The following is a 25,362-nucleotide window of genomic DNA, read 5'->3' as shown; positions in this document are numbered from 1 at the left end:
GGGCGTCAGTGCCCGCTCGCCGGCACCGCCGGCGCGCCTTCCCAGCGCGTGTTCGCCGGCAGGTTCTCGCCCTTCATGATCACGGTGAGCAGGCCGATCTGGGCGTAGTCGCCGACATGGGTGTCGTAGAGCACTGTCGCCCCGGCGCCGACGCAGACGCCCTTGCCGAGCGTGACCTTGCCGACCTTCATCACCCGGTCCTCATAGAGATGGGTCTGCAGGGCCGAATGGGCGTTGACGGTGCAGAAATCGCCGACCTTGATACAGTCGAACTCGGTGATGTCCGTCGAGTCCAGCCAGACGCCCTGGCCGTATTGCGCACCGAACAGGCGCAGGAACCAGGGCAGGAACGGCGTGCCGCGCAGATAGTCGAACAGCACCTTGCCGCCCAGGCCCCAATAGAGCACGGCGATCGCCTCGGTGCGCATCGCCCAGAACGACCACATCGGCTTCATCACCGGCTTGTAGACGCCCATCAGCAACCATTTCATCAGCGCGCAGATCAGCGCCTGCGTGATGGCGATCAGCACGGCGCAGCCCATGAAGGCGAGCCCGAGGCCGATCCAGTCGCGATCGAAGATCTTCTGCTGCAGCACGAGGTCGACGGCGAGCGTGCCGAAGGTGATGAACAGCATCGCCGGGAAGGAGGTGTGCAACGCCTCGAAGACGGCGCGCGCCAGCTTCTTGCCCGTCGAGGGCTTGTAGGTCCAGTCGGCGCCGAGATCGACCTTCTGCCGCGTCGGCAGCTTGATCGGCGGCGAGCCGAACCAGGTGTCGCCAGGGCTCATCAGCTCGTTCGCGGGGGGCTTCGACTTGATGCCGATCAAGACCTTGTCGGGGATGACGGCGCCCGGCGGCACCACCGCGTCATTGCCGACGAAGACCTGCTCGCCGGTGCGGGTCATGTCGAGGCGCATATAGCCGCGCCGCATGTCCTCGTCGCCGAAGATCACCTCGTCGGCGATGAAATTGCCGGCGCCGATCCCGGTGATGTCGTAGCGGCCGGAGAGATTGGTCGAGATCTCGGCGCCCTGCCCGATCCTTGCGCCCATCATCCGGTACCAGAAGCGCATATAGATCGTCGCGAACAGCGAGGAGAGCGTCTCGAGCGTGACCTCGGTCGCCAGCGCCACCGTCCATTTGCGGGCGTAGAAGCCCGAATGGATCGAATAGCTGCCCGACGAGACGCGCGGCAGGATCGCCCAGCGCAGCGCGCAGATCAGGAAGACCGTCACCGTGATCAAGCCGATCGCCGTCGGCCAGGTCAGGATCGGCAGATACCAGAGATAGCTGACGTCCGACCAGGTCGCGACCCAGTTGTCGATCTTGTCGAACAGCCAGAAGGCCGGGAAGATCGGCAGGAGGCTGATCGGCGGCAGCACGATCAGCATGACTACATAGAACAGCGTCATCGCCGCCCGCCGCCCGGCGCTCGCCTCGGCTTGCGGCGGCAGGGACTCGACATCGACCGTGCCGGTCTTGCGAGCGGGCGAGCCGTCCCAGATCTCGGCCGCGCCGATCTGCGCGCCCGGCGCGATCGCCGTGAGGTCGCCGATCTCGGCGTGGTCACCGACCGTGCAGCCATGGCCGAACACCACGGAAGAGCCGGCATAGACGTCCTTGCCGATGGTGATGCGGCCGATGATGAAGTCGGCCCCGATCGCCTCGGCATTGGCGAAGGTGGTCTTCGATCCCAGCGTCGTGCCGTCGCCGAGCTCGACGAGATCGATCGCGCCGGCTTCGTAATCGGAGATGATGACGTCACGCCCGACCCTGGCGCCGAGCAGGCGCCAGTAGAAGCGCATCACCGGCGTGCCCTGCAGCCATTTGATGTGCACCAGCCCGGCGACGCGCGAGGCGAACCACCAGCGGAAATAATAGACGCCCCAGAGCGGGTAGGTGCCGGGCCTGGTCTTGCCGAGCACCAGCCATTTCAGGCCGATCGCGATGAAGCCGGTGATGATGGTGATCGCGACATAGATGCCGAGCAGCGCGAAAACCTGCGCCATCGCCGACAATTCTTCGCCCGAAAGCAGCATGTAGCTGACGAAGATGCCGAGCCATTGCGCCGTCGAGAGGCTGATGATGATCGGCAGCGCGATCGCCTGTGCGAGGCCGCAGAAGAAGCGGCGCCGCAGCGGCGGCGGCGTGAAGGAGAGGTCCTCTTCGGCCCGGATACCGCGGGAATCGAGCAGCTCCGCCATCGCCCGCAAGGTGCGCGCGCCATAGACGTCCTGCAGGGTGATGCCGGCATAGGCCGGCGTCTCGCGCACGATCGAGATGAAGCGCGCCGCCAGCAGCGAATGGCCGCCGAGATCGACGAAGAAGTCGGCCTCGAGCGGCAGCGCCTGCGCGCCGAGCACGCGCTTGGCCGCATCGAGCAGGGCGGCCTCGGTCTCGTTGCGCGGCGGTTCCTGCTCGCCACTCGCGGCCGGCGCCGTCAGCGGCGCGGCCTTCAGCATCTTGCGGTCGACCTTGCCGGAGATCATGCGCGGCAGCGAGCCGACCGGCTCGAAATGCGCCGGAATCATGTAGGGCGGCAGCTTCTCGCGCAGCGACGCCCGCAGCACCGAGCCCTCGATCTGCACACCGGGCTCGCCGACCAGGAAGGCGACGAGCCGCTCGATGCCGTCATCGGTCCGCAGCACCACGGCGGCCTGGCTGATGCCGGCCTCGTCCGAGAGCGCCGTCTCGATCTCGCCGAGCTCGACGCGGAAGCCGCGAATCTTGACCTGGTCGTCGATGCGGCCGTGGAAGACGATATTGCCGTTCTCGTCGAGGCTGACAGCGTCGCCCGAGCGATAGAGGATCGGGTCGCTGCCGCTGCCGCCGAACGGGTTGGCGATGAACTTCTCGGCCGTCAGCTCGGGCCTGAGATGGTAGCCCTTGGCGACACCGGGGCCACCGATCAGCAATTCGCCCTGCTGGCCGACGCCGGTCAGCTTCATCTCCTCGTCGACGATATAGGCGGTATAGTTCGGGATCGGCCGGCCGATCGTCACGGTCTCGCCCGGCTCGACCGGGGCGGCCGTCGCCACCACCGTCGCTTCCGTCGGCCCGTAGGTGTTGAAGATACGCCGGCCGGGCTTCGACCATTTCTGCACGATCGAGGGCGGCAGCGCCTCGCCGCCGAGCAGGATCAGTTTCAGCGAGGGCACGTCGGAGGGCAGGATGCCAAGCAGGGTCGGCACCGTGTCGATCACGGTGACGCCGGCCTCGTCGAGGATCGAAGGCAGCTTCTCGGCGTCGCCCATCATCTGCGGCGTCGCGACGAACAGGGTCGCGCCGACGAGATAGGGCGTCCAGATCTCCTCCATCGACAGGTCGAAGGCGACGGAAGCGCCCTGGAAGACGACGTCCTCCGGGCCCATGCCGTAGAGCGCGTTCCCCGAGCGCAGGAAATGGCAGATGTTGCGCTGGCTGATGACAATCGCCTTGGGCACACCCGTCGAGCCCGAGGTGTAGATCAGATAGGCAGGGTGGTCCGGCGTCAGCCCGGCAGGCCTTGCCGGCATCGGCTTGCCATCACTGGCCTCGGCGAGCTGCGACGGACACCAGACCGTGCGCTCGGTGGCCGCGGCGCGCGCCTTCCAGTCGGTCTGCGTCACCAGCCCCTTGGCGCTGGCGTCGTTGAGGCAGATGGCGATGCGCTCGACCGGCGCCTCGGCGTCGAAGGGCAGCCAGGCGGCGCCCGACAGCGTGATCGCGATCTGCGCCACCAGCAAATCGATGCCGCGCGGCATCCACAGGCCGACCATGTCGCCGGGGCCAACGCCCGCGAGCGAAAGACCGCGCGCCTGGGCCTGCGCCTGCTCCCACACCTGCGCATAGCTCAGCCGCCGCTCGCCGGAGATCATCGCGATGTGATCGGGACGCGCCGACACACTCGCGGCGAAGATCTCGGCGAGCACCTCGTCGCGCAGCAGATCGGGCCGCTTCTCGCCGGCCAGCATCGCGAGCGCCGTCACGCCCGAGCCGGCCGTGCCGGCCGAAACTGTGGTGATGTCGTTCATCCTGCTCCGCCGCAGGTCCCGGCCGTACGCCTGGACCGCACCTCATGCCGGACGGCGCCTCCCCGCGACGACGCGTCCATCGATCCTAGGCCGGACACCCGCAGCCGCGCGGGAGCTCGCCTGCCGGCCGTATAGGAGCAGGTGTGGCTTAACCGCGGCTGAACGGCAAGCCTGAAGACCCGCAAGTCTGAAGGCTTGAGTGCGGTTACGCGTCCGCCGGCGTTTGGCGATCCACTGTCACATCCATGTCGCCTTGCCGCCTTCGACCACGAGGATCTTGCCCTGCCAGATCTCGACACGCGCCGCATCCGCCGTGCCGACCGCGCCAATCGACGCCAGCACCGCCCGCGCCACGCCGCCATGGCTGACCATCACCGTGTCCGGCGCCAGCCCTTCCAGCACCGGCCGGATGCGCTCGGCCAGCATGCGGTAGCTCTCGCCGCCAGGGGGCACGAAGCCCCATTTGTCGCGCTCGCGAGCCTGGGCGCGCTCACGCTCGCTCGCATTCGCACTCTTGCGGATCTCGCGCCAGGTGAAGCCTTCCCAGTCGCCGAAGGTCAATTCGCGCAGGCGATCATCGATACGGAACTCTTCGGGCGGCAGTCCGAGCTCGCGGCGCAGGATCGTCATCGTCTCGCGCGCCCGCTCCATCGGCGAGCAGACATAGTCCACGGTGGCGTAGTCCGGCGTCAGTGCCTTGAGCCGGCGCGCCGCCTCCTCGGCCTGCATGCGGCCGAGCGCGTTGAGCGGGATATCCTTCCCACCCTGGAGACGCCCCTCGCGATTCCAGTCGGTTTCGCCGTGGCGAACGAGGAAGAGGCGGCCGGGAATCGTCAGCGGAATCATGCCTCGCCTCTTGCACGCTCGCATGAGCAACGTCAAAGCGGCGAAAGCACCGCAGCGCTCAGGCTCACCGCCTCGTGAGCTTTGTGGTGGCCGCGCTTCGACGGCCTGTGTAAGAGGCAGCCTCCAGCATCAACACGATCGCCGCATGACCGCCACGCTGACATTGCCGGATGGCCGCAGGCTCGACCTCGGCGCCAGGCCCTTGCTGATGGGCGTGGTCAACGTCACTCCGGATTCGTTTTCCGATGGCGGCCTCTTCGCCGACCCGGCCGTCGCGATCGCACATGGACTGACGCTGGCGCGGCAGGGCGCCGATATCGTCGATGTCGGCGGCGAGTCGACGCGGCCGGACCATGTCCGCCTCGATGCAGCAAGCGAACTCGCCCGGGTCGTGCCGGTGATCGCCGGCATCGCCGGGCAAAGCGACGTCCCGATCTCGATCGACACCTACAAGGCTGAAGTCGCCGAAGCCGCGCTGAAGGCCGGCGCGGCGATCGTCAACGATGTCTGGGGTGCACAGCGCGAGCCTGCCATCGCCGGCGTCGCCGCCCGCCATGGCGCCCCGATCGTCCTGATGCACAACCGCGAGGAGGTCGATCCCGGCATCGACATCCTCACCGACGTCATGCGCTTCCTCGAACGCTCGATCGCGATCGCGCTCGAAGCAGGCGTGCCACGCAGCCAGATCGTCGTCGATCCCGGCATCGGCCGCTTCGGCAAGACCGCGGAGCAGTCTCTTCTGCTGATGAAGCAGCTTCGCCGCATCAGTGAGCTCGGTTGCCCGGTCCTGCTCGGCGCCTCCCGCAAATCGGTGCTCGGCCATGTCATCGGCAAGGCGGTGCCGGCGCAGCGCGTCGCCGCCAGCATCGCCGCACATCTCTACGGCGTCAGCCAAGGCGCCGCCATCATCCGCGCCCATGACGTCGACGAGCATGTCGACGCCCTGAAAATCTGGGCCGCGATCGGAGCAGCACAATGAGCGCGACCGGGCAGATCTTCATCGAGGCGCTCGACCTCTACGCCTATCACGGCCATTTCGCCGAGGAGGGCCGGCTCGGCCAGCGCTTCTCCATGGACCTGGTGCTGGACTGCGACCTGCGGGCATCCTCCCTCAGCGACGACATCGCCGACACCGTCGACTATGGCGAGGTCGTCGGCCTGGTGACGCGCACCTTTTCGGCCAAGCGCTTCAAGCTGCTTGAGGCGGCGGCGCGGGCCCTCGCCATCGCGATCCTGAGCGAATACCCGACCGTGACCCGCGTCGCCGTCACCTTGCGCAAGCCGGCACCGCCCATTCCGGGCCGGATGGAATCGGTCGGCATCAAGCTGGACTTCACGCGGTGAACGTAGAGGCGACGCTCGGCCTCGGCGGCAATCTCGGCGATCCCGTCGTGGCCTTCGCCGCGGCGCTGGCACGGCTGCGCGCCCATGCCGCCGTCGAGCTGAAGGCCGTTTCCTCAGTCTGGCGCACGGCGCCCTGGGGCAAGCTCGACCAGCCGGAATTCCGCAACATGGCGGTGCTGATCGAAACCTCGCTCAGCGCCGACGACCTGCTCGCGCTCTGCCTCGAGATCGAGCGCGAGAGTGGCCGCGAGCGGCGCGAGCGCTGGGGGCCGCGCACGCTCGATATCGATATCCTGACCTATGGCGGCAAGACCATCGACCGGCCCGGCCTGCAAATCCCGCATCCGCGCATCGCCGAGCGGGCCTTCGTGCTGGCGCCATTGGCGGAGATCGCGCCGGCGATCACGATAGGGGAACGCGGCGTCGCTGATCTGCTGGCGGCGATCGCGAGCCAGGATGTCAGCCTGGATGAAGACGGAACGCGCCGACTGCGCGTCGCCTCCCCGGCTCAATCCGCGTAGAGCTCCCGTAAGGTTTGCAACACCTGCCCGAGGGTAGCGTCGGCAACGCTGCCGAGCTTCCTTCGGAGCCTTTGCTTGTCGAGCGCTCGACTCTGCTCGAGCAGGATCAGCCCATCGACGCCTTGAAACTGCACCGGCACACGAAAGCCGGCGGGGCGACTGCCCGACGTCATCGGTGCGACGATGACAGTCCGCAGATGATCGTGGATTTCCGGCGGCGAGATGACGAGGCAAGGCCGTGTCTTCTGGATTTCGCTGCCGATTGTCGGATCGAGCGCAGCCAGCCAGATCTCGCCCCGCGTCACCATGTCAGAGTCTCATCCTCGCTATTGCCGAATTCCGGCCAGACGAGTCCGTCGTCCTGCTCCCGTGCGAGACGCTGTGAATCTTCGGCCCAGCCAGCGCGGGCCGGACGGATAACGGGCTCGATCACGAGGCGCCCGCCCTCGACCTTGAGTTCGACGCTGTCACCAGCCTTGGCGCCGATCTCGGCCAGCAAGGGCTTGGGGATCAGCACGCCGGCCGAGTTCCCGAATTTCTTGACTGCACTCAGCATCACTCGCTCCCGCTCTCGCGAGCAAGATAGGCGATGCACCATTCCGTTACAACAAAGTAGCTACAGAAAAGCCACCTGCAGCGCGCCGTTGCAGGCGCGCCGCAGCCTCACTCGCCCTTGTCGAGCGAAATGTCCGGCGCGGTCGGCACCTTCATGCCGACGACATGGTAGCCGGCGTCGACATGCATCACCTCGCCGGTGATGCCGCGCGACATGTCGGAGACCAGGAACACGGCGGTCTCGCCGACCTCCTCGATGGTAACGGTGCGGCGCAGCGGCGAGTTGTACTCGTTCCACTTCAGGATGTAGCGGAAATCGCCGATGCCGGAGGCCGCCAGCGTCTTGATCGGCCCGGCCGAGATCGCGTTGACGCGGATCTTCTGCGGACCGAGATCGGCGGCGAGATACTGCACGCTCGATTCCAAGGCGGCCTTGGCGACACCCATGACGTTATAATGCGGCATCCACTTCTCGGCGCCGTAATAGGTCAGCGTCAGCAGCGAGCCGCCATCGGGCATCAGCTTCTCGGCGCGCTGGGTGATCGCCGTGAAGGAATAGCAGGAGATCAGCAGCGACTTCGAGAAATTGGCCTCGGTCGTATCGACATAGCGGCCGGTCAGCTCGTCCTTGTCGGAAAAGGCGATGCAGTGGACGACGAAGTCGAGCTTGCCCCAGAGCTTCTCGATCTCGCCGAAGACCGCGTCGATCGTCGCCCCGTCGGTGACGTCGCAATGGCCAACGACATGGCCGCCGAGCTGCTGCGCCAGCGGCTCGACCCGCTTCTTCAAGGCATCGCCCTGATAGGTGAAAGCGAGCTCGGCGCCGGCATCCGCAGCAGCCTTGGCGATACCCCAGGCGATCGAGCGGTTGTTGGCGACGCCCATGACGAGACCGCGCTTGCCCCGCAGGAGGTTGGCGGTCGGGGCGGCGCTGCTGGATTCGGGCATCTGAGACCTTCGAACTGGACGAACCGGCAAAAGAGAACCGGACGGTCTCATAACTGAGGTGGCGAAGCGGTGGAAGCGCCCTGTGCCGAAAACCTGTTCAGGCGCCTCCGCCGGCCCGCGCCTTCATCAGCGCCGTCAGCTCGGCATCCTCGCTGGGCATCTCGATGTCGATCGAGACGAAGAGGTCGCCATGCTCGCCCTTCTTGGCGCCGGGCAGCCCCTTGCCGCGCAGCCGGAACTGGCGCGCCGTCCCCGTCAGCGGCGGCACGTTCATCTCGACGGCGCCTGACAGAGTCGGCACATGGATCGGCCCGCCGAGCACCGCGGTCGCCAGCGGCACGGCGACGCGCGCGCGCAGGTTGATGCCGTCGATCGTGAAGCGCGAATCGGGCTTCACCTTGATCGTCATCAGCACGTCGCCGGCCTCGCCGGTGAGCGGATGGGTCTGGCCGAGACCGCGCAGGCGCATGACCTTGCCGTCGGTGACGCTCTCGGGGATCGTCACCTCGACCTCGCGCCCGCCGGGCAGCTTCACCCGGCGCGTGCCGCCATTGACCGCCTCGGCCAGCCCGACCTCGAGGGTAAAGCTCTGCTCGGGCGGCTTCTGCGGCTGGCTCTGCCGGCCACGCCCGCCGCCGCGCCTGGCAGCCTCGCCGAAGAGCGAGCCGAAGATATCAGCCGGGTCGAAGCCCGGGTCGCCGCCGCGGCCGGGACCGCCACCACCGTCGAAATGGAAGTCGAAGCCGCCATGCTGCGCGCCACGGCGCCCGGCGCCCATGCCCTCGAAGCCGGAGAAGCGCGGTTTGCCCTCGGCATCGATCTCGCCGCGGTCGAACTGCTTGCGCTTGTCGGCGTCGCCGAGGACCTCATAGGCGGTGTTCAGTTCGGAGAATTTCTCCTGCGCCTTCGGATCACCCTGGTTGCGGTCGGGGTGCAGGTCCTTGGCGCGGCGGCGATAAGCCTTCTTGATCTCGGCCTCGTCGGCCGATTTCGCCACGCCCAGAACCTGATACGGATCACGCATTCACACACCCCCGGAGGCTTCGTATCCCGGCGTACCGGAACCGCCCCCTAGATGGGAAGACTGTGGCGCAGTTGCAACAGGCTTAAGCCGCGCCTTTCCACGGCTTTGCCTCGGTCACCGCCCATTCGCCGCCGGACGGCCGGCAGGCGGTGCCCTGCAGCTTCACCGGGCCGGTCTGCAGGCTCATCGAGGCCAGGAACGCCCGGCAGATCTCGTCCGATTTCAGGAATGGCCCACCGACCGGTGTGAACGTGCCTTTCATGCCGCTCTGGGCATTGTCCCAAGAGACGGGCGCGCCATTGCCCTGCGGATCGAGCGCCAGCGCCATGGCGCCTTCCGCCCGGCGCCAGTCCTCGGGGCCGAGATCGGGCGCGAGCCCGACGAGCGGGCTCTTGCCTTCGACGGCGCGGGCCGGCAGCACCGAGGCGGTGGTCATCGCCACCTCGTCCTCTGCCTTGCTGGAGAGGCCCATGATCGGGAAGGAGATCGAGCAGCCCGCCGAGGCGAGCCCCAGCAGGAGCACTCCGAGGAGCGATGCCCCGGATGCAAGGGGACTGCGCTCACGCAGCCTCTGGCTCCGCTGCCCGCGGGGCTTATATATGACTGCCAACTCAGACCACATTACGGATCGCGCTCGCCCAACGCTTCCTGAACCTATCGAGGACTAAGCACGTGAATGCGTTAATGAGCGGTGACTTCACCGAGGCGAACGAGCCATTCGCCCTGTTCGAGAGCTGGCTGGAGGAGGCCAAGGCCTCCGAGCCGAACGACCCCAACGGCATGGCGCTCTCGACGGTCGATGCCGACGGCATGCCCAATTCCCGCATGGTCCTGCTCAACGGCCGCAGCCCCGAGGGCTTCGTCTTCTACACCAATACCCAGAGCCAGAAGGGCGAGGAGCTCGCCGGCCAGCCCAAGGCTGCCGCGCTGTTCCACTGGAAGAGCCTGCGCCGGCAGGTCCGCATCCGCGGCCCGGTCAGCCGCGTCAGCGACGCCGAGGCCGACGCCTATTTCCAGTCGCGCCCGCGCGACAGCCGCATCGGCGCCTGGGCCTCGCAGCAGTCCCGGCCGCTGGAGAGCCGGTTCGCGCTTGAAAAGGCGGTGGCGAGCTATGCGCTGAAGTTCGGCGTCGGCGAGGTGCCGCGCCCGCCGCACTGGACCGGCTTCCGCATCGCCCCGGTCTACATGGAGTTCTGGCGCGACGGTGCCTTCCGCCTGCATGACCGCATCGTCTTCCGCCGCGCCACGCCCGCCGACGCCTGGACGAAGACCCGGCTCTACCCCTGAGGATCGCCGCTCCATGGCCATGCCCAAGTTCGACTTCCCGAAGACGGAGCCCGGCAAGCGCCCGGTGATGCTGCTGACCGGGGCCAGCCGCGGCATCGGCCATGCCACGGTGATGCAGTTCGCCATGGCCGGCTGGCGCATCCTGTCCTGCTCGCGCCAGGCCTTCTCGGAGAAATGCCCCTGGCCCTCGGGGGCGGACGACCATGTCCAGATCGACCTCGGCGACCCCGAGGACACGATGCGCGGCATCGCCGAGATCAAGAAGCGCCTTGCCGCCGAGGGCGGCAAGCTCAACGCGCTGGTCAACAATGCCGGCATCTCGCCGAAGGGGCCGAAGGGCGGGCGGCTCGGCGCCGCCTCGACCTCGTTCAACGACTGGCACCAGGTCTTCCAGGTCAACTTCTTCGCGCCGATCATGCTGGCGCGTGGCCTGCTCGACGAACTGACCGCCGCGAAGGGCGCGATCGTCAACGTCACCTCGATCGCCGGCTCGCGCGTCCATCCCTTTGCCGGCGCCGCCTATGCGACCTCGAAGGCGGCGCTCGCCAGCCTGACCCGCGAGATGGCGGCCGATTTCGGCCCGCTTGGCATCCGCGTCAACGCGATCTCGCCGGGCGAGATCGACACCGCGATCCTCTCGCCCGGCACCGAGAAGATCGTCGAGAAGCTGCCGATGCAGCGCCTCGGCAGGACCGAGGAGGTCGCGAGGTCGATCTATTTCCTCTGCACCGACGCCTCGAGCTACGTCACCGGCGCCGAGCTCCACATCAATGGCGGGCAGCACGTGTGAGCGGCCAGGACAACAATCGGGTCATCCGTTTCCCGAATCCCGCCCGCGCCGCGGCACGCCCGGTGCTCGCCGCCTCGATCGCTGTCTTCCGCGACGGCAAGGTGCTGCTGGCGACGCGGACCCAGCCTCCTGCCGACCAGCTCTGGTCCCTGCCCGGCGGCAAGGTCGAGGCCGGCGAGAGCCTGGAGGAAGCGGCGCTGCGCGAGCTGGAGGAGGAGGTCGGCGTCACCGCACGCATCATCGGCTTCAACCGCCACGTCGAGATTGTCGGCCGCGACCCCAAGGGCGCGGTGACTCATCATTTCGTCATCGCCTCCTTCGTCGGGGAATGGCTCTCCGGCGAGCCCAGGCCCGGCCCCGAGGCCGGCGCGGTCAAATGGGTCGATCCCCTGAAGCTAGGCGGCCTACCGACGACGCGCGAACTCGGCGACGTGCTGCGCCGCGCTGCCGCCATTGTCGCTGGTGACACTGGCGCATGACCAAAGGCGCGCTCGCAGCCCTGATGCTCGCCGGACTGACCGCGAGCCCGCAGGCACTGCTGGCGCAGGCGCGGCGGCCAGCCTCGCCACCACAGCAGCAGCAGCGCCCCGCCGAGCCGGCCCCGCCGGACCCTGAATCACCCGCCCCGCCCTATGAGCCGCAATTGCTGCAGCTCGCCGAGATCATTGGCTCGCTCGCCTATCTGCGCACGCTCTGCGAAACCCGCGAGGCACAGGATTGGCGCGAGCGGATGGCGACGTTGCTCGAATCGGAAGGACGCTCGCCGCAGCGGCGCGAGCGGCTGGCCAGCGCCTATAACCGCGGCTACCGCGCCTATTCGGCGACGCACCGCACCTGCAGCGACGGCACGCAGGAGGCCTCGGCCCGCCTCGCCCTGGAGGGCGAGAAGCTCGCCAAGGCGCTGGCGAGCCGCTTCGGCGAGTAGGCCGTGTGAGTTCCCTGAGGAACCACGTCGTCATCCGGGGCGAGCGCAGCTCGGCCCCGGGATGACGGCGTGATTTCGAGCAAAATCCGCACCCGCTACGGCCCAGGGACCGCAGGACAGCCTGACCTTTTTTCGGGACAATCCGTGCTTCGAGCACGCCTTCGATCGTCGTTTCCCGCCCGGCAGACGGCGTCGCACTCCGGTTTCGGCACGGGCTTGCGCCATTCTTAAGCAGAATTGTCCCCCGCGAATTAACCTTTCTTAAAGACCGTGATGGCGTCCGCTGGCGACGGATCGTATCCTTACGGGGCAAATCACTGGAACGGTTGCGGACTTGCGCGCATCCGTTCCGTCCGACAGGTTCCTTTCCACGCCGGATACCGCTGCCTTCATGTCCGCTCTCTCCGACGACCTGCCGCTCGACCCGACCCTCGCCGAGGACGTCAAGGACGCCCGCCGCGTGGCCTACTGCTATGTCGAGGACGCCTTCACCGAGGCGCGCCAGGACGGGCTCGATTCCGACTCGCTCGCGCATGCCGCCCTGTTCGCGGCGATGCGCACGCTGGTCGAGACCTATGGCGAGGAGGCCACCGCCGTCTTCGCCGAGGCCCTGCCCGAGAAGATTCGCTGCGGCAACTTCACCACCGGCACCCGGCACTGATCATTCAGCCGCCACCGGCAGCCCACTGCGCCCGGAATGGGCGAGGCCCCATAGCGACAGCACATGGGCAGCGTCGTTGAGCGCCGTCCCGGCCGGCGTCAGCGAATACTCGACCCGCAGCACCGCCTCCGCGAAAGCCTCGCGCCTGACGACGCCGTCACGCTCCATCTCGCGCAGCTGCTCGTAGAGCACCTTCTCGCTGATGCCCGGCAGGCGCCGGCGCAATTCGCCGAAGCGCAGCGCCCGTTCGTGCAGCTCCCACAGGATCGCCGACTTCCAGCGGCCACCGATCACCGACAGCGCCTGACCGAGACCGCATTCGTCCGGCAAATTGATCCTGACTGGCATGGCTCTCTCCAACCGACCACTTACTTGCATGTAAGTAATTGAAATAAAAAATAAAACTGCAATTCCTCCTGCGGACGCCGCCGGCATGCGCCGGCATCGACCGACACAGAAATGCGCGCGACGCCGCTCGATCGAAGGCACGCCTTCTATCGCGGCCGTGCTCGCGCCCTGTCAGGAGAGCCATCGATGAATGCCACTGTTTCCGTCATCGGCCTCGGCCGCATGGGATCCGCCCTTGCCCGGGCCTTCCTGAAGGCGGGCATCCCCACCCATGTCTGGAACCGCTCGCCCGAGAAGGCGTCAGCGCTCGCCGGCCGGGGGGCAGTCCTCGCGCCGTCGGAGGCTGCCGCCGCCGCGGCCGCCGACATCGTCGCCGTCTGCGTCAGCACCTATGCCGATTCCGACAGGCTGCTCCGGTCGCCCGAGGTTGCGGCCGCCCTGCGCGGCAAGCTGATCGTCCAGCTCTCCTCCGGCTCGCCGAACCAGGCGCGCGAGCAGGCGCAGTGGGCAGCCGGCAACGGCACCGCCTATCTCGACGGGGCGATCATGGCGACGCCGGACTTCATCGGCGAGCCCGGCGGCACTGTCCTCTATTCCGGACCTCGGGCCCTGTTCGAGGCGAACCTGCCTGTTTTCGCGGCGCTCGGCGGCAATCCGCAATTCGTCGGCGAGGATGTCGGCCACGCCTCGGCGCTCGACCTTTCCCTGCTCGGGCAGATGTGGGGCGCGCTCTTCGGCCAGTTCCAGGCGGCGGCGATCTGCCAGGCTGAGGGCATCGCGCTCGACCTGTTCGAAGAACATCGGCAGGCCTTCCTGCCCGTCGTCGAGGGCGCCGTGGTCGACCTGATCACCCGCATCCGCGACCGCCGCTTTGCCGCCGACGCGCAGACCCTCGCCTCGCTCGATGTCCACTACGGCGCTTTCGGCCTGCTCCTGCAGCTCTGTGGCGAGCGTGGCCTGCACGATCTCGTTCCCAGGGCGCAGGACAATCTGTTCCGCAAGGCGATCGACGCCGGCCATCGCCAGGACGATTTCGCCGCAATCGCGCAGTTCATGCGCTGAAGGACAACGCGCGAAGCGGTCGAGCCCGGTTCAGCCGGCCGCTTTTCGCGCCGTCTGCGCCCGGCCGAGCAAGAGATCGCGCTCGCGCCGGTTCCGGGTCATGCCGGCGGCGCGGGTGAACTCGGCCTCCGCCTCGCCATGCCGGCCGAGCTTGACCAGGAAATCGGCACGCACGCTCGGCAGGAGATGGTAGTTCTTCAGTGCCGGCGCGGAAGCGAGCGCATCGACCAGCGCCAGCCCTGCCGCCGGCCCATCCGCCATCGAGACCGCGACGGCCCGGTTGAGCTCGATCACCGGCGAGGGCGTCAGCGCGCCGAGCGCGCCATAGAGCGCGGCGATCCTGCGCCAGTCGGTCTCCTCGGCGGTATTGGCGCGGGCATGGCAGGCGGCGAGCTCGGCCTGCAGGACGTAAGGGCTGGGCTCGGTCGAAAGTCGCCGCGCCGTCTCCAGCGCCTTGAGGCCGTGATTGATCAGCAGCCGGTCCCAGCGCGCCCGGTTCTGGTCGAGCAGCAGCACCGGCTCGCCATCCGGCCCGATCCGGGCGCGCAGGCGCGACGCCTGCAACTCCATCAGCGCGACGAGGCCGTGCACTTCCGGCTCCTGCGGCGCAAGGCCGGCGAGGATGCGCCCGAGCCGCATCGCCTCCTGGCACAGGGCAGGGCGAACCCAGTCCTCACCGCCGGTCGCGGCATAGCCTTCGTTGAAGATCAGGTAGACCACCTCCAGCACCGAGGCGAGGCGTTCGCCAAGCTCGGGGCCATGCGGCACCTCATAGGGCACCTTGGCCTCGGCCAGCGCCTTCTTCGCCCTGACCAGGCGCTGCGCCATGGTCGGTTCCGGCACCAGGAAGGCGCGGGCGATCTCCTCGGTGGTGAGGCCGCCGATCAGTCGCAGGGTGAGCGCGAGGCGCGCCTCGACAGAGAGAACCGGATGGCAGGCGGTGAAGATCAGGCGGAGCAGGTCGTCGCCAAGCTCGTCGTCGAGCGCGTCGTCGATCTCGGCGATCGGGTCGGCCTCCTCGTCGAGGTCACGACCAATCTCCTCATGCTTGCGCTTCAGCATCCTGGCGCGCCTGAGGCCATCGAGCGCGCGGTGCTTGGCGGCCTGCATCAGCCAGGCGCCGGGATTGCGCGGCACGCCCTCGTCTGGCCATTGCTGGAGCGCGGCGACGAGCGCGTCCTGCGCCAATTCCTCGGCCCGGCCGACATCGCGGGTGACGCGGACGAGGCCCGCGATCAATCTCGGAGCCTCGATCCGGAAGACCGCCTCGATGGCGCGGTGTGCATCGCTTGCCGTCATGGCTTGCGATACACACCATCAGCATCGCGGCTGGCAAGCGGCTCAGCCGTTGCCCACCTCGTTCTTGAGGCGATCCCAGGTCGCGGCCGCCTCGGGCGAGACCGCATCGCCGAAATCGGCGATGTCGACGACCGGGCGGATCTCGATCTCGGACGGGCCCGGCATCGGATTCGGGCAGCGCTTGACCCACGCGATCGCCTCGTCGAGCGACTTGCACTCCCAGAGCCAGTAGCCGGCGACCAGCTCCTTGGTCTCAGCGAACGGCCCGTCGATCACGACGCGCCCGGCGCCGTCGAACTGGACGCGCGCGCCCTTCGCGCTCGGCTGCAGGCCGTCGCCGCCCTTCATGATGCCGGCTTTCACCAGCTCTTCGTTATAGGCCATCATCGCATCGACCAGCTCCCGGGTCGGCGAGGCACCGGCTTCGCTATCCTTGGTCGCCTTGACCATCACCATGAAACGCATCTGTCTTCTCCGTTGTCTGGAGCAGTGCAGGCCTCGCCTCACACCCTCCGGGTTGAATGGAATTGAAAGCCTCGGTTCGATCAGCCGGCGAGCTTCGCCGACTCCGCCCGCACGCGCTCTTCCTGCTCCCGCAGCTCCGGCGTCAGCACCTCGCCGAAATCATCCATCTCGAAGATCGGGCGCAGCTCGATCTCGGTGCCGCCATCGAAGGGCGCACGCTTCAGCCACTCGACCGCTTCGTCGAAGGAGCGGACCTGCCAGATCCAGAAGCCGGCGAGCAATTCCTTGGTCTCGGCAAAGGGTCCGTCGAGAACCGTCCGCTGCGCGCCCGAGAAGCGCATGCGCAGCCCCTTCGCGCTCGGATGGAGCCCGTCCATCGCCAGCAGCACGCCGGCCTTTACCAGCTCCTCATTGTAGGCGCCCATCCTGGTGAGCATGTCCTCGTCTGGCATCACGCCGGCTTCGCTGTCCTTGTTGGCCTTGACCAGAACCATCACGCGCATCGATCTTCTCCTGTCCCTATCGGCTGGTTTTGCTTCGCTGCCGGGCGGGGAAATTCCCGCCCTCTGTTGTCACGTCGAACGAGGCCGGGCCCGATCGACAGGCCTTCGAAATTTTTTCAGCCCTCGGCCGAATATTTTTCGCGGCGGGCGATTTCGGCGGCGCTCGGCTCGGCGAACTCGAAGGAGCCGGTGGTGACCTCGCCCTCGCGCCGATAGGTCGCCATGATGACGCCAGTGCTGGAGGCGCTGCTCTCGACCAGCTTGAAGGCGGCGGGCATCGAACCCTTGCCGAACAGCCGCTTGCCCTTGCCGAGCACGACCGGGAAGGTCAGCAGCGTGATCTCGTCGATCAGGTCCTTGGCCAGCAGCGCCTGGATCAGCTCGCTCGAGCCCTGCAGCAGGAGCTTGCGCCCGTCCTGGCGCTTCAGTGCCGCGACCTCGGCGGCGGGATCGCCGCGCAGCGCGACGCTGTTCTGCCAGCTCAATGTCTGCGGCTCGGAGGTCGCGACATATTTGGTGATGGCGTTGAACTTGACCGCGATCGGGTCGTCACCGGCATAGGGCCAGTGCGCCGCGAAGATGTCGTAGGTCCGGCGACCGAGCAGCAGGTCGAACTCGTCGGACAGGGCCTTGTCCATGACCTTGCCCATCGCCTCGTCCCAGTAATGGAAGGTCCAGCCGCCATGGCTGAACCCGCCCTGCGGATCCTCGTGCGGGCCGCCCGGCGCCTGCATGACGCCGTCGAGGGACACGAAGGTGGCGGCAACGACTTGTCTCATCTGATCTCTCTCCCAATCGAAAAGGAGCGCACTGGCTCCGCGAAGGCCGGAGCGTCTCGCAGCCGGGCCCTCCGCCCGTTCCGCTGCTCCTTGCCTTCACGTCGAACGGCCAATCGCCAGATCGACAGCCCCTCGAAAAAATAGCCGAGCCGATCACGCGGCTTACGGCACCCGTTTCCTGTCTCCCGGGCCGCATCGGTTGAGCCTTGCGCCGAAGCACCCTAACTATCGGGGCGAACGGCGCCCACGCCGAAACAGCGATCGCTCAGAGAACCCCGTCATGCCGGCAACCAGATTGGTCGACCGCAGCGTCATCCGCGTCAGCGGCGACGACGCCCGCGATTTCCTCGACAACATCGTCACCAACGCGATGGAGACCGTCACGCCCGAGCGCGCCGGATACGGCGGGCTGCTGACACCGCAAGGCAAGATCATCGGCGATTTTCTGGTTGTCGCCGTGCCGGACGCGGAAGGCGGCGGCTTCCTGCTCGACACGCCCCTGCTCCAGATCCCCGACCTGATGAAGAAGCTGAAGCTCTACAAGCTGCGCGCCAAGGTCACGCTCGACGATCTCAGCGAGAGCGCGACGGTGATCGCCGCGACCGATGGCGGCAGGCTTCCGGCCGATGCCGGGCTGGTCTATGCCGATCCGCGCATCCCTGAACTCGGCGAGCGCGCCATCGTCGACCGCGACGGCGCCGACGAACTCGTCGATGCCGCGATCGACGACTACCACGCCCGCCGCATCGGCCTCGGCATTCCCGATGGCGGGCGCGACTTCCTCTATGGCGACGCCTTCCCGCACGAGGCGCTGTTCGACCAGCTCGGCGGCGTCTCCTTCAGGAAGGGCTGCTATATCGGCCAGGAGGTCGTCTCGCGCATGCAGCATCGCGGCACCGCGCGCTCGCGCATCGTGCCTGTTATCTTCAGCGAGGGCGTCATCCCGGAGGATGGCGTCGAGGCCAGCGCCGGCGGCAAGACGCTCGGCCGCGTCGGCTCCTGCGCCAATGGCCGCGGCCTTGCCTTGCTCCGGCTCGACCGCGTGGCGGATGCGCTCGCCGCCGGCCACACGCTCGACGCAGGCGGCCTTGCCTTCACGCTGGCGCCCAAGCCGTCCTTCATCCGCTTCCCCTATCCGGGCGAGCCAGAATTCGGAGCAGCGGCATGAGCGATGTCAGCGGCGGGCGCGCGGCGGTCGAAGGCCCCGACGGCAAATATCGCTGCATCTGGCCGGGGAGCGATCCGCTCTATCTGGCCTATCACGACACCGAATGGGGGGTGCCGGAATACGATTCCCGCACACTCTGGGAAAAGCTGATGCTCGACGGCTTCCAGGCCGGCCTGTCCTGGATCACCATCCTGCGCAAACGCGACGCCTTCCGCGCCGGCTTTTCCGGCTTCGAGCCGGAAACGGTCGCCCGGTTCGGCGAGGCCGATGTCCAGCGCCTCCTGGCGGATGCCGGCATCGTGCGCCATCGCGGCAAGATCGAAGGCACGATCCGTAATGCCCAAGCCTATCTCAAGCTGAGCGAGAAGGGGCCTTTCAACGATTTCCTCTGGAAGCATCTCGACGGGCGGGTGGTTCAAAACAGTTTCCGCACCCACGAGCAGGTGCCCGCCGAGACCGCCGCATCCAAGGCGATCTCCAAGGAGCTCAAGGCCGCCGGCTTCACCTTCTGCGGCCCGACCATCGTCTATGCGGTGATGCAGGCCTGCGGCATGGTCAACGACCATCTCACCGGCTGCTTCCGCTGGCAGGAATGCGCCGCGCTCGCCCGCGACACCCGCCCCGCCGCCTGATGGCCAAGACTCTTCAATGACGAAACCTGCCGCCCCGCCGCGCGCCTGGCAGCGCATGCTCTCGGGCCGGCGGCTCGATCTGCTCGATCCCTCGCCGCTCGATGTCGAGATCGAGGACATCGCCCATGGCCTCGCCCGCGTCGCGCGCTGGAACGGCCAGACCCGCGGCGCGCACTCCTTCTCGGTGGCGCAGCATAGCCTCCTCGTCGAAGCGATCGCCGGCCATCTAAACCCGGATTGGCCGCGCGAATGGCGCCTGATGGCGCTGCTGCACGATGCGCCGGAATACGTCATCGGCGACATGATCTCGCCGTTCAAGGCGGTAATGGGCGATGCCTATAAGGGCGTCGAATTGCGCCTGCTGGCAGCGATCCACCTGCGCTTCGGCTTGCCGGCGGCGACCCCGGCGATCGTCAAGCGCAAGACCAAGGACGCCGACAAGATCTCGGCCTTCCTCGAGGCGACCGAGCTCGCCGGCTTCGAGCGCGAGGAGGCCCTGCGCTTCTTCGGCCACCCGCAGGCCCTGCCGCGCGATGTGCTGGCGCTGCTCGAGCCGCAAGCGACGGAAGACGCGCAGGCGGCGTTTTTGAAACGGTTCGCCGAACTGGCTGGACAATAGCCCTCTCCGCCATGGTCGGGCTTGTCCCGACCATCCACGTCTTCGCCTCGATGAGCGCCTACGGTGTTCGAGACATGGATGCTCGCCACAAGGGCGAGCATGACGTGGTGAAGACTATGGCTCCCGCCTCAATAGCAGGACACGAACTCGCGGTAGACCCAGCCGACCACATGGTTGCGGCCGCGCGGGCTGATCAGCGCCCAGGCCCGGCCGCGCTCGTCGGACGAGGTGTTGATCACACGGATGCCGACGCCATTGCTGACGCGGCCGATGATCTCGCCATTCGGCGTCTCGCGGATGTTGAGCGGCGTGCCGGTCGGGTCGGTGACGGCGCAGCGATTCTGGGCAAAGGCCGGCGCAGCCGACAGGCAGGCGGCGAGTGCAGCGGTCAAAAGGCCGAGGCGGATGGCAGTCATGAACATATCCCCCGATCGTCAACCGGCACGCCCCGCGCCGTGACACGCACTTGCAATGGCGCGATCAGGGCCGCTTTCGCCGGCGGGATCAGATTATTTCCGTTTTTGATCAGATCATCTGTCATTCTCTGCCGTTCCAGAGAAAATCGGATCGCTGCATACTGCGCTCACCTGATGTAGGTGAGAGATCAAAACCATGACCGTCCCGACCAGCCTGAACCTTCCCGCCGGCGTCGTCGTCAAGGGCGCGCTCGCCGAGCGCTATGACGAGGTCCTGAGCCATGACGCGCTCGCCTTCGTCGCCGAGCTGCAGCGCCGCTTCAACGAGACCCGCAAGCGCCTGCTCGCTGTGCGCAAGGAGCGCCAGAAGCGCTTCGATGCCGGCGATACTCCCGACTTCCTGGCCGAGACCCGGCACATCCGCGAGGGCGACTGGAAGGTGGCGCCGATCCCGGCCGATCTGCAGGATCGCCGCGTCGAGATCACCGGCCCGGTCGACCGCAAGATGATCGTCAACGCGCTGAACTCCGGCGCCAAGGTCTTCATGGCCGATTTCGAGGACGCCTCCTCGCCGGTCTGGGCCAATATGGTCGAAGGCCAGATCAATCTGAAAGACCGCTGGGCCGGCAAGATCGACTTCACCGACGCCGTCTCGGGCAAGTCCTACAAGCTCAAGGACAAGCCTGCCGTCCTGATCGTCCGCCCGCGTGGCTGGCACCTGCCGGAGCGCCATATCGAGATCGACGGCGAGATCGCCTCGGGCGCGCTGGTCGATTTCGGGCTCTACCTCTTCCACAACGCCAAGGCGGCGCTGGCGCAAGGCTCGGGCCCCTATTTCTATCTGCCCAAGCTCGAGAGCCATCTCGAAGCACGCCTCTGGAACGACGTCTTCGTCGCCGCCCAGACCACGCTCGGCCTGAAGACCGGCACGATCAAGGCGACGGTGCTGATCGAGACCCTGCCGGCCGCCTTCGAGATGGACGAGATCCTCTACGAGTTGCGCGACCACATGGCCGGCCTCAATTGCGGCCGCTGGGACTACATCTTCTCCTTCATCAAGAAGCTCGCCCGCAACAAGGCCTTCGTCCTGCCCGACCGCTCGCAGGTCGTGATGACCAAGGCCTTCCTGCGCGCTTATTCGCTGCTGCTGATCAAGACCTGCCATCGCCGCGGCGCCTTCGCCATGGGTGGCATGGCGGCGCAGATCCCGGTCAAGAACAATCCCGAGGCCAATACCGCCGCCTTCGCCAAGGTCAAGGCCGACAAGGAGCGAGAGGCCGGCGACGGCCATGACGGCACCTGGGTCGCTCATCCCGATCTCGTGCCCGTCGCGAACGAGGTGTTCGACCGGCTGATGCCGCAGCCGAACCAGCTCGACAAGCTGCGCGAGGATGTCTCGGTCAGCCGCGCGGACCTGCTGGAGGTGCATCAGGGCACCCGCACCGAGGACGGCTTCCGCGAGAATATCCGCGTCGGCGTACAGTATCTCGAAGCCTGGCTGCGTGGCCGCGGCGCCGTGCCGATCTACAACATGATGGAGGACGCTGCGACCGCCGAGATCAGCCGCGCCCAGATCTGGCAGTTCGTCCAGTACGGCGCAGAACTTGAAGGCGGCGCCAAGGTCGATGCCGACCTGTTCAAGCGCTGCCTGCCCGAGGAGATGGCGCGGGTGAAAAGCGAGCTCGGCGCCGAGGCCTATGACAAGGGCCGCTTCCCCGAGGCGATCGACCTGTTCTCGAAGCTCTCGCTCGCGCCGGAGTTCGAGGAGTTCCTGACCGTGCCGGCTTACGGCAAGTTGGGTTGAGTTGACTGGTCTCGCGCCGCTCGGATGGGCGGCGCGGGCAGTATGCTTTACCCAATCATTTCTCTTCAGTTGGAACAAGCGAAGGGCAGATCACAAGCTTTCCCATATTATCTGGCATTTGTGCAATCTGAGCAACGCGCTCATTCGCCCTCTTGTAATTATCATCTGACGGCAACAGAATTCGTCGCTCAATTACCCTGTTTGATCTAGATTTAACGACTAGTTCATTTTTTGAATTCAATTCAACCTCTGATATATCAGATTTAGCAACACCAATGTAACTAAATTCCTCAAAATCAAAACACAACGGAACCAAGATAGCTCCAGAGGGAGTCAGGTCTCTAATATTTTCTTTTAGCTGCACACGCGCCGTGATCTCTCCTCCATCTTCCAGATAGCCCCTGCTTTCTGGATTTTTCCGATACACTTCCTCCAACTCTGTCAGACTGATAAGCTTGGGGTCATCTCTCCTAGCAGAAGAAAAAGCGCGAGTAATCTCTTCCGCAAAACCAGAAAGCTTTCTATAAATAAATAACTCTCCCTCCAAAGCTAAATTTCGCCCTCCTGCAAACGATCCATTTTCAAATTCGATTTCTAGATTTGAATCAGAAAATGACATTGTCGACATAAATTTCAAAGCATCTGATAATTTATAAATTGACATAACTTCGGCTGAAGGGACAAATAAGCGCAACGATAAACTATCAGATGTGCTAGATATTTCGATCTCCAGAAAATAGTTAGAAACTCTAAATTTCACCATATCCTTCGGCAGATTTGGAATTGGTGGGTAATATAACTTAGCACTAACTTGACACTCAACCCCATTGGCTGAACTTCTAGCAATAACATTGACATCCCTGTACGCAGATTCGATAATCTTCAATTTTGCGTCAGAAAACTCACTCTTCTGAGAGGGCAATTCGATACCAAAACGGCTTTCAATCATTTTTAAGTTTGAAACTTCGATCTCAGGTGTCTTCCCTATCAGGAAGTCGACAAATTTCTTATTATCGTCCTTTTCGACGGAAAAACTAAATTTAAAAGCATCGCTACCGTAGCCTACTCGCTTCCTAATTCGTTCTTTTTCCAGGATATATTTGGCAGGTGACTCGCCAATGCATTCGTCAATATAAGATCGCAGGTCTTCCGACCCGAAATCTACCGTTCTGGCATGCTCCATTGGTAAAGAAAAATTGATATTGTGCAGTTCAGAGCCATCGCGATGCGCCTCTCGCACACGCTTCAAGATAGCAGCAATCTGCGGCTCACCTATATGCAGTAGCCGGCATCTAATTGGGTAACTGCCATTTCCGAACTCAAGCTTTACTGCGAAAGCAGGCGCGTCCACACTCACCAAAGCTTTTAAGGCCGACAGCTTGCCTGAGATTTTGGAGTTAACCTTTTCGGTCGCCTTAACCTGAACGTGCGCCTTGACAAGATTATGTTGTGCATCGAGGGCCGAGCCTATCCGATCGGAGCGTTCAAACTCAACAAGGTAGTCCCAACCATTTCTGTCGGGAACCGCTTTAACTGCATCTATTCCCAACTGACTACACCAGACGGTGAAGCTATTCTCGCCAAGATCACCTATTTTTCGACGCTGCTTCAGCATTTTCTCAGATATGAACCTGCTTAGAGTTCAAGCTCGGAGTATCCCGCATAGACGGGCTATGTGGATAGCCTCAAACAAGCCTTATGCACAGTGACCATCGGCCGGCGCTGCAATATCCATCGCATTCTCGCGAAGACAAACTGTGCGGCTTATCCCCGCCCTCCCGTACGGCCGCGCCCTCCGAGAGGCGGCCGGCCGGAGGCATGTTGTTGGATGGGGTGGGTGCGGCGCCAGCGGGCAAGGGTTGCGCCTCACTCCCGGCAAGCCTCGGAAACCGACCTGGAGGCAATACGACCTCTGCGCGAGGAGATCGCTAGACCGCGCCAGCCGCGCAAGCCCACGTGACGGAAGCACGGCCCGGAGTTCTGAAAATCGCCACCTAGCGGAGGAGCGCCATGGGGCGTGCGGATAGTGGCTCAATCCATCCGCGCCGCTTACATGGGCGGCGCGGGCTCGCTTTTTGGCGCTCGGCCGCAGACTTCAGATCGGCAGCTTCTGGTGGTCGGCAGACATTCCGCTTGACGATGACTGTCGGTGCCGACAGTGTCCCGGGGCATGCTCAGGAACCGGACCATTTGCGACCGACGCCGACGCCGCTTCACCCGAGCGGCGGCTTCCTGGCTGCGCGTCGATCAGCGTCCTTCCGCGTGACGGCCTAACTATAGGTCCCACCCGCCGGAGTGACCCCGGCCCGCATTCCTGAACCCCCGCAGCCCTCGGCTTCGGGGGTTTTCTTTTGCCCGAACCCCGGAAGGACACCATCATGAGCATTCGCGTCGGCATTGTCGGCATCAGCGGCTTTGGCGGCGGCGAGGCGCTGCGCCTGGTCGCGGGCCACCCGTCTTTCGAACTGGTCTATGCCGCAGGCGAGAGCAGCGCCGGCAGCCGTCTGGTCGATCGTTTCCCCGGCGTTCCGTCCAAGCTGGCCGGACTGGTGATCGAGAAATGGGACCCTGCGACCCTGCCGAAACTCGACGTGCTGTTCGCCTCGCTGCCCACGGGCGCCTCGGCCGAGGCGCTGGGGCGCGTCCCAAGGAACGTGAAGATCGTCGATATCGGCGGCGACCACCGCTATGTCGACGGTTGGGCTTACGGCCTGGCCGATATCTGGCCGGCTCAGATCGAGGGTCAGACCCGCGTCGCCAACCCCGGCTGCTTCCCCGCCGCGACGCTGACCCCGCTCGCGCCGCTGCTGGCCGACAAGCTGATCGAGCCCGGCAACATCGTCATCGACGCCAAGACCGGTATCTCCGGAGCCGGCCGGGGCGGCGACAGCAAGTTCGGCTATGCCGAGAGCAACGAGAACCTGGTGCCCTACGGCCTGCTCAAGCACACCCACATGCCCGAGATCGCCACGACGATCGAGCGGCTGAGCGGCGGCAGCGCCGCCGGGCTGGTGTTCACGCCGCATCTGGTGCCCATGACCCGCGGCATCCTCGCCACCATCTACTGCCGCGGCAGCGCCACCACCGAGCAGTGCCTGGACGCGGCGCGGCGCTTCTATGCCGGGCGCTCCTTCGTGCGCGTGACCGACAAGCCGCCGCAGACCAAATGGGCGACCGGCTCTAACCTCGCCTTCGTCAGCTATGCGGCCGATCCGGAGCGCAACCTGGTGATCGCGATGGGCGTGGTCGACAATCTCGGCAAGGGAGCGGCGGGCCAGGCGGTGCAGAACGCGAACCTGATCTGCGGCCTGCCGGAAACCGCGGGGTTGGACGGCGCGCCGGTCTGGCCGTGA

Annotated in this window: 28 protein-coding genes; 14 read left to right on the top strand and 14 right to left on the bottom strand. The window is 65.8% G+C overall.

The features are described 5' to 3' along the window. Nucleotides 1-5: 5 nt before the first annotated feature. Entirely contained in the window at nucleotides 6-4,013 is a 4,008-nt protein-coding gene (locus tag VGV58_RS15150; RefSeq protein WP_326874833.1) for a Pls/PosA family non-ribosomal peptide synthetase, read from the bottom strand. A gap of 237 nt (nucleotides 4,014-4,250) precedes the next feature. Beyond that, nucleotides 4,251-4,859 (bottom strand): histidine phosphatase family protein, encoded by a 609-nt coding sequence (locus tag VGV58_RS15145; protein WP_326874832.1) that lies wholly within the window; start codon nucleotides 4,857-4,859, stop codon nucleotides 4,251-4,253. Nucleotides 4,860-5,004: 145 nt separating this feature from the next. Between VGV58_RS15145 and folP the strand changes: the two genes are divergently transcribed. Genes folP through folK form a run of 3 tightly spaced genes read left to right on the top strand, consistent with a single transcriptional unit; the run spans nucleotide 5,005 to nucleotide 6,724 of the window. Then, nucleotides 5,005-5,838, top strand: coding sequence for a dihydropteroate synthase (gene folP / locus VGV58_RS15140; protein ID WP_326874831.1), 834 nt, complete (start codon nucleotides 5,005-5,007; stop codon nucleotides 5,836-5,838). Continuing rightward, entirely contained in the window at nucleotides 5,835-6,203 is a 369-nt protein-coding gene (gene folB / locus VGV58_RS15135) for a dihydroneopterin aldolase (protein ID WP_326874830.1), read from the top strand. The genes folP and folB overlap by 4 nt, the downstream gene beginning before the upstream one ends. Beyond that, nucleotides 6,200-6,724, top strand: coding sequence for a 2-amino-4-hydroxy-6-hydroxymethyldihydropteridine diphosphokinase (gene folK, locus VGV58_RS15130; protein ID WP_326874829.1), 525 nt, complete (start codon nucleotides 6,200-6,202; stop codon nucleotides 6,722-6,724). The genes folB and folK overlap by 4 nt, the downstream gene beginning before the upstream one ends. On the opposite strand, the gene VGV58_RS15125 is transcribed toward folK, so the two are convergent. From VGV58_RS15125 to VGV58_RS15105, 5 genes are all read right to left on the bottom strand, one after another. Beyond that, a complete protein-coding gene (locus VGV58_RS15125; protein ID WP_326874828.1) occupies nucleotides 6,712-7,032 on the bottom strand; it encodes a type II toxin-antitoxin system PemK/MazF family toxin in 321 nt (106 codons plus the stop codon). The genes folK and VGV58_RS15125 overlap by 13 nt on opposite strands. Further along, nucleotides 7,026-7,280 (bottom strand): AbrB/MazE/SpoVT family DNA-binding domain-containing protein, encoded by a 255-nt coding sequence (locus VGV58_RS15120; RefSeq protein ID WP_326874827.1) that lies wholly within the window; start codon nucleotides 7,278-7,280, stop codon nucleotides 7,026-7,028. Before VGV58_RS15120 ends, VGV58_RS15125 begins: the two co-directional genes overlap by 7 nt. A 107-nt stretch (nucleotides 7,281-7,387) precedes the next feature. After that, nucleotides 7,388-8,227 carry an enoyl-ACP reductase FabI gene (gene fabI / locus VGV58_RS15115; protein ID WP_291673947.1) on the bottom strand — a complete coding sequence of 280 codons (840 nt, stop codon included), beginning with the start codon at nucleotides 8,225-8,227 and terminating at the stop codon, nucleotides 7,388-7,390. A 97-nt stretch (nucleotides 8,228-8,324) separates the two neighbouring features. Then, the gene (locus VGV58_RS15110; protein WP_326874826.1) at nucleotides 8,325-9,251 is read right to left on the bottom strand and encodes a J domain-containing protein; all 927 of its coding nucleotides are present in this window, start codon (nucleotides 9,249-9,251) and stop codon (nucleotides 8,325-8,327) included. A gap of 82 nt (nucleotides 9,252-9,333) precedes the next feature. Next, nucleotides 9,334-9,774, bottom strand: a complete 441-nt coding sequence (locus VGV58_RS15105; protein WP_326874825.1) for an RT0821/Lpp0805 family surface protein — start codon at nucleotides 9,772-9,774, stop codon at nucleotides 9,334-9,336. A gap of 161 nt (nucleotides 9,775-9,935) precedes the next feature. Here VGV58_RS15105 and pdxH point away from each other — a divergent pair, with 161 nt between their 5' ends. The 5 genes from pdxH (at nucleotide 9,936) to VGV58_RS15080 (ending at nucleotide 12,914) form a co-directional block, all read left to right on the top strand. Beyond that, complete coding sequence (pdxH, locus tag VGV58_RS15100; RefSeq protein ID WP_326874824.1) at nucleotides 9,936-10,538, top strand: pyridoxamine 5'-phosphate oxidase; 603 nt, start codon at nucleotides 9,936-9,938, stop codon at nucleotides 10,536-10,538. 13 nt (nucleotides 10,539-10,551) lie between these two features. After that, nucleotides 10,552-11,328, top strand: coding sequence for an SDR family NAD(P)-dependent oxidoreductase (locus tag VGV58_RS15095; RefSeq protein ID WP_326874823.1), 777 nt, complete (start codon nucleotides 10,552-10,554; stop codon nucleotides 11,326-11,328). Further along, nucleotides 11,325-11,807 carry an NUDIX hydrolase gene (locus VGV58_RS15090; protein WP_326874822.1) on the top strand — a complete coding sequence of 161 codons (483 nt, stop codon included), beginning with the start codon at nucleotides 11,325-11,327 and terminating at the stop codon, nucleotides 11,805-11,807. Before VGV58_RS15095 ends, VGV58_RS15090 begins: the two co-directional genes overlap by 4 nt. Continuing rightward, the gene (locus VGV58_RS15085) at nucleotides 11,804-12,253 is read left to right on the top strand and encodes a TIGR02301 family protein (RefSeq protein WP_326874821.1); all 450 of its coding nucleotides are present in this window, start codon (nucleotides 11,804-11,806) and stop codon (nucleotides 12,251-12,253) included. Before VGV58_RS15090 ends, VGV58_RS15085 begins: the two co-directional genes overlap by 4 nt. A 391-nt stretch (nucleotides 12,254-12,644) precedes the next feature. Next, entirely contained in the window at nucleotides 12,645-12,914 is a 270-nt protein-coding gene (locus tag VGV58_RS15080) for a hypothetical protein (protein WP_326874820.1), read from the top strand. On the opposite strand, the gene VGV58_RS15075 is transcribed toward VGV58_RS15080, so the two are convergent. Next, nucleotides 12,915-13,262, bottom strand: coding sequence for a winged helix-turn-helix transcriptional regulator (locus VGV58_RS15075; protein ID WP_326874819.1), 348 nt, complete (start codon nucleotides 13,260-13,262; stop codon nucleotides 12,915-12,917). A 111-nt stretch (nucleotides 13,263-13,373) separates the two neighbouring features. Here VGV58_RS15075 and VGV58_RS15070 point away from each other — a divergent pair, with 111 nt between their 5' ends. Next, entirely contained in the window at nucleotides 13,374-14,324 is a 951-nt protein-coding gene (locus VGV58_RS15070) for an NAD(P)-dependent oxidoreductase (protein WP_326874818.1), read from the top strand. A 30-nt stretch (nucleotides 14,325-14,354) separates the two neighbouring features. Here VGV58_RS15070 and VGV58_RS15065 read toward each other — a convergent pair whose 3' ends face one another. From VGV58_RS15065 to VGV58_RS15050, 4 genes are all read right to left on the bottom strand, one after another. After that, on the bottom strand, nucleotides 14,355-15,623 hold the full coding sequence (locus VGV58_RS15065; protein ID WP_326874817.1) for an RNA polymerase sigma factor: 1,269 nt from the start codon (nucleotides 15,621-15,623) through the stop codon (nucleotides 14,355-14,357). Nucleotides 15,624-15,665: 42 nt separating this feature from the next. Next, nucleotides 15,666-16,088: a YciI family protein gene (locus VGV58_RS15060; RefSeq protein WP_326874816.1), complete on the bottom strand. Its 423-nt coding sequence runs from the start codon at nucleotides 16,086-16,088 to the stop codon at nucleotides 15,666-15,668. Between the two features lie 80 nt (nucleotides 16,089-16,168). After that, a complete protein-coding gene (locus tag VGV58_RS15055) occupies nucleotides 16,169-16,591 on the bottom strand; it encodes a YciI family protein (protein WP_326874815.1) in 423 nt (140 codons plus the stop codon). 116 nt (nucleotides 16,592-16,707) lie between these two features. Beyond that, nucleotides 16,708-17,370: a dihydrofolate reductase family protein gene (locus VGV58_RS15050; protein WP_326874814.1), complete on the bottom strand. Its 663-nt coding sequence runs from the start codon at nucleotides 17,368-17,370 to the stop codon at nucleotides 16,708-16,710. 280 nt (nucleotides 17,371-17,650) lie between these two features. Between VGV58_RS15050 and ygfZ the strand changes: the two genes are divergently transcribed. From ygfZ to VGV58_RS15035, 3 genes are read left to right on the top strand one after another with little or no spacing between them, the layout of a single operon-like run. Then, nucleotides 17,651-18,538 carry a CAF17-like 4Fe-4S cluster assembly/insertion protein YgfZ gene (gene ygfZ / locus VGV58_RS15045; RefSeq protein ID WP_326874813.1) on the top strand — a complete coding sequence of 296 codons (888 nt, stop codon included), beginning with the start codon at nucleotides 17,651-17,653 and terminating at the stop codon, nucleotides 18,536-18,538. Next, the gene (locus VGV58_RS15040) at nucleotides 18,535-19,170 is read left to right on the top strand and encodes a DNA-3-methyladenine glycosylase I (protein WP_326874812.1); all 636 of its coding nucleotides are present in this window, start codon (nucleotides 18,535-18,537) and stop codon (nucleotides 19,168-19,170) included. The genes ygfZ and VGV58_RS15040 overlap by 4 nt, the downstream gene beginning before the upstream one ends. A gap of 16 nt (nucleotides 19,171-19,186) precedes the next feature. Next, complete coding sequence (locus tag VGV58_RS15035) at nucleotides 19,187-19,789, top strand: HD family hydrolase (RefSeq protein WP_326874811.1); 603 nt, start codon at nucleotides 19,187-19,189, stop codon at nucleotides 19,787-19,789. Nucleotides 19,790-19,917: 128 nt separating this feature from the next. Here the strand turns inward: VGV58_RS15035 and VGV58_RS15030 are convergent, their stop codons facing one another. Beyond that, nucleotides 19,918-20,205: an SH3 domain-containing protein gene (locus tag VGV58_RS15030; protein WP_326874810.1), complete on the bottom strand. Its 288-nt coding sequence runs from the start codon at nucleotides 20,203-20,205 to the stop codon at nucleotides 19,918-19,920. 196 nt (nucleotides 20,206-20,401) lie between these two features. Between VGV58_RS15030 and aceB the strand changes: the two genes are divergently transcribed. Further along, nucleotides 20,402-22,009 (top strand): malate synthase A, encoded by a 1,608-nt coding sequence (gene aceB, locus VGV58_RS15025; protein WP_326874809.1) that lies wholly within the window; start codon nucleotides 20,402-20,404, stop codon nucleotides 22,007-22,009. A 55-nt stretch (nucleotides 22,010-22,064) separates the two neighbouring features. Here the strand turns inward: aceB and VGV58_RS15020 are convergent, their stop codons facing one another. After that, nucleotides 22,065-23,624, bottom strand: a complete 1,560-nt coding sequence (locus VGV58_RS15020) for a hypothetical protein (protein WP_326874808.1) — start codon at nucleotides 23,622-23,624, stop codon at nucleotides 22,065-22,067. A 763-nt stretch (nucleotides 23,625-24,387) separates the two neighbouring features. On the opposite strand from VGV58_RS15020, the gene argC reads away from it, so the two are divergent. Next, on the top strand, nucleotides 24,388-25,362 hold the full coding sequence (argC, locus tag VGV58_RS15015; RefSeq protein WP_326874807.1) for an N-acetyl-gamma-glutamyl-phosphate reductase: 975 nt from the start codon (nucleotides 24,388-24,390) through the stop codon (nucleotides 25,360-25,362).

Origin of the sequence: Allobosea sp. (assembly GCF_035944895.1) — a bacterium.
Lineage (GTDB): Bacteria > Pseudomonadota > Alphaproteobacteria > Rhizobiales > Beijerinckiaceae > Allobosea.
This window is presented reverse-complemented; position numbering and strand designations above follow the sequence as displayed.

Excerpts from the sequence above, each read along its gene's own strand:
- VGV58_RS15040 (WP_326874812.1), top strand. The coding sequence starts at position 18,535 with ATGAGCGATGTCAGCGGCGGGCGCGCGGCGGTCGAAGGCCCCGACGGC.
- VGV58_RS15020 (WP_326874808.1), bottom strand. The coding sequence starts at position 23,624 with ATGCTGAAGCAGCGTCGAAAAATAGGTGATCTTGGCGAGAATAGCTTC.
- VGV58_RS15080 (WP_326874820.1), top strand. The coding sequence starts at position 12,645 with ATGTCCGCTCTCTCCGACGACCTGCCGCTCGACCCGACCCTCGCCGAG.
- folP (WP_326874831.1), top strand. The coding sequence starts at position 5,005 with ATGACCGCCACGCTGACATTGCCGGATGGCCGCAGGCTCGACCTCGGC.
- VGV58_RS15065 (WP_326874817.1), bottom strand. The coding sequence starts at position 15,623 with ATGACGGCAAGCGATGCACACCGCGCCATCGAGGCGGTCTTCCGGATC.
- VGV58_RS15050 (WP_326874814.1), bottom strand. The coding sequence starts at position 17,370 with ATGAGACAAGTCGTTGCCGCCACCTTCGTGTCCCTCGACGGCGTCATG.
- VGV58_RS15055 (WP_326874815.1), bottom strand. The coding sequence starts at position 16,591 with ATGCGCGTGATGGTTCTGGTCAAGGCCAACAAGGACAGCGAAGCCGGC.
- VGV58_RS15070 (WP_326874818.1), top strand. The coding sequence starts at position 13,374 with ATGCGCGCGACGCCGCTCGATCGAAGGCACGCCTTCTATCGCGGCCGT.
- argC (WP_326874807.1), top strand. The coding sequence starts at position 24,388 with ATGAGCATTCGCGTCGGCATTGTCGGCATCAGCGGCTTTGGCGGCGGC.
- VGV58_RS15060 (WP_326874816.1), bottom strand. The coding sequence starts at position 16,088 with ATGCGTTTCATGGTGATGGTCAAGGCGACCAAGGATAGCGAAGCCGGT.
- VGV58_RS15030 (WP_326874810.1), bottom strand. The coding sequence starts at position 20,205 with ATGACTGCCATCCGCCTCGGCCTTTTGACCGCTGCACTCGCCGCCTGC.
- VGV58_RS15035 (WP_326874811.1), top strand. The coding sequence starts at position 19,187 with ATGACGAAACCTGCCGCCCCGCCGCGCGCCTGGCAGCGCATGCTCTCG.
- pdxH (WP_326874824.1), top strand. The coding sequence starts at position 9,936 with ATGAGCGGTGACTTCACCGAGGCGAACGAGCCATTCGCCCTGTTCGAG.
- VGV58_RS15110 (WP_326874826.1), bottom strand. The coding sequence starts at position 9,251 with ATGCGTGATCCGTATCAGGTTCTGGGCGTGGCGAAATCGGCCGACGAG.
- VGV58_RS15075 (WP_326874819.1), bottom strand. The coding sequence starts at position 13,262 with ATGCCAGTCAGGATCAATTTGCCGGACGAATGCGGTCTCGGTCAGGCG.
- fabI (WP_291673947.1), bottom strand. The coding sequence starts at position 8,227 with ATGCCCGAATCCAGCAGCGCCGCCCCGACCGCCAACCTCCTGCGGGGC.
- VGV58_RS15095 (WP_326874823.1), top strand. The coding sequence starts at position 10,552 with ATGGCCATGCCCAAGTTCGACTTCCCGAAGACGGAGCCCGGCAAGCGC.
- VGV58_RS15120 (WP_326874827.1), bottom strand. The coding sequence starts at position 7,280 with ATGCTGAGTGCAGTCAAGAAATTCGGGAACTCGGCCGGCGTGCTGATC.
- VGV58_RS15150 (WP_326874833.1), bottom strand. The coding sequence starts at position 4,013 with ATGAACGACATCACCACAGTTTCGGCCGGCACGGCCGGCTCGGGCGTG.
- VGV58_RS15085 (WP_326874821.1), top strand. The coding sequence starts at position 11,804 with ATGACCAAAGGCGCGCTCGCAGCCCTGATGCTCGCCGGACTGACCGCG.
- ygfZ (WP_326874813.1), top strand. The coding sequence starts at position 17,651 with ATGCCGGCAACCAGATTGGTCGACCGCAGCGTCATCCGCGTCAGCGGC.
- folB (WP_326874830.1), top strand. The coding sequence starts at position 5,835 with ATGAGCGCGACCGGGCAGATCTTCATCGAGGCGCTCGACCTCTACGCC.
- VGV58_RS15145 (WP_326874832.1), bottom strand. The coding sequence starts at position 4,859 with ATGATTCCGCTGACGATTCCCGGCCGCCTCTTCCTCGTTCGCCACGGC.
- VGV58_RS15125 (WP_326874828.1), bottom strand. The coding sequence starts at position 7,032 with ATGGTGACGCGGGGCGAGATCTGGCTGGCTGCGCTCGATCCGACAATC.
- aceB (WP_326874809.1), top strand. The coding sequence starts at position 20,402 with ATGACCGTCCCGACCAGCCTGAACCTTCCCGCCGGCGTCGTCGTCAAG.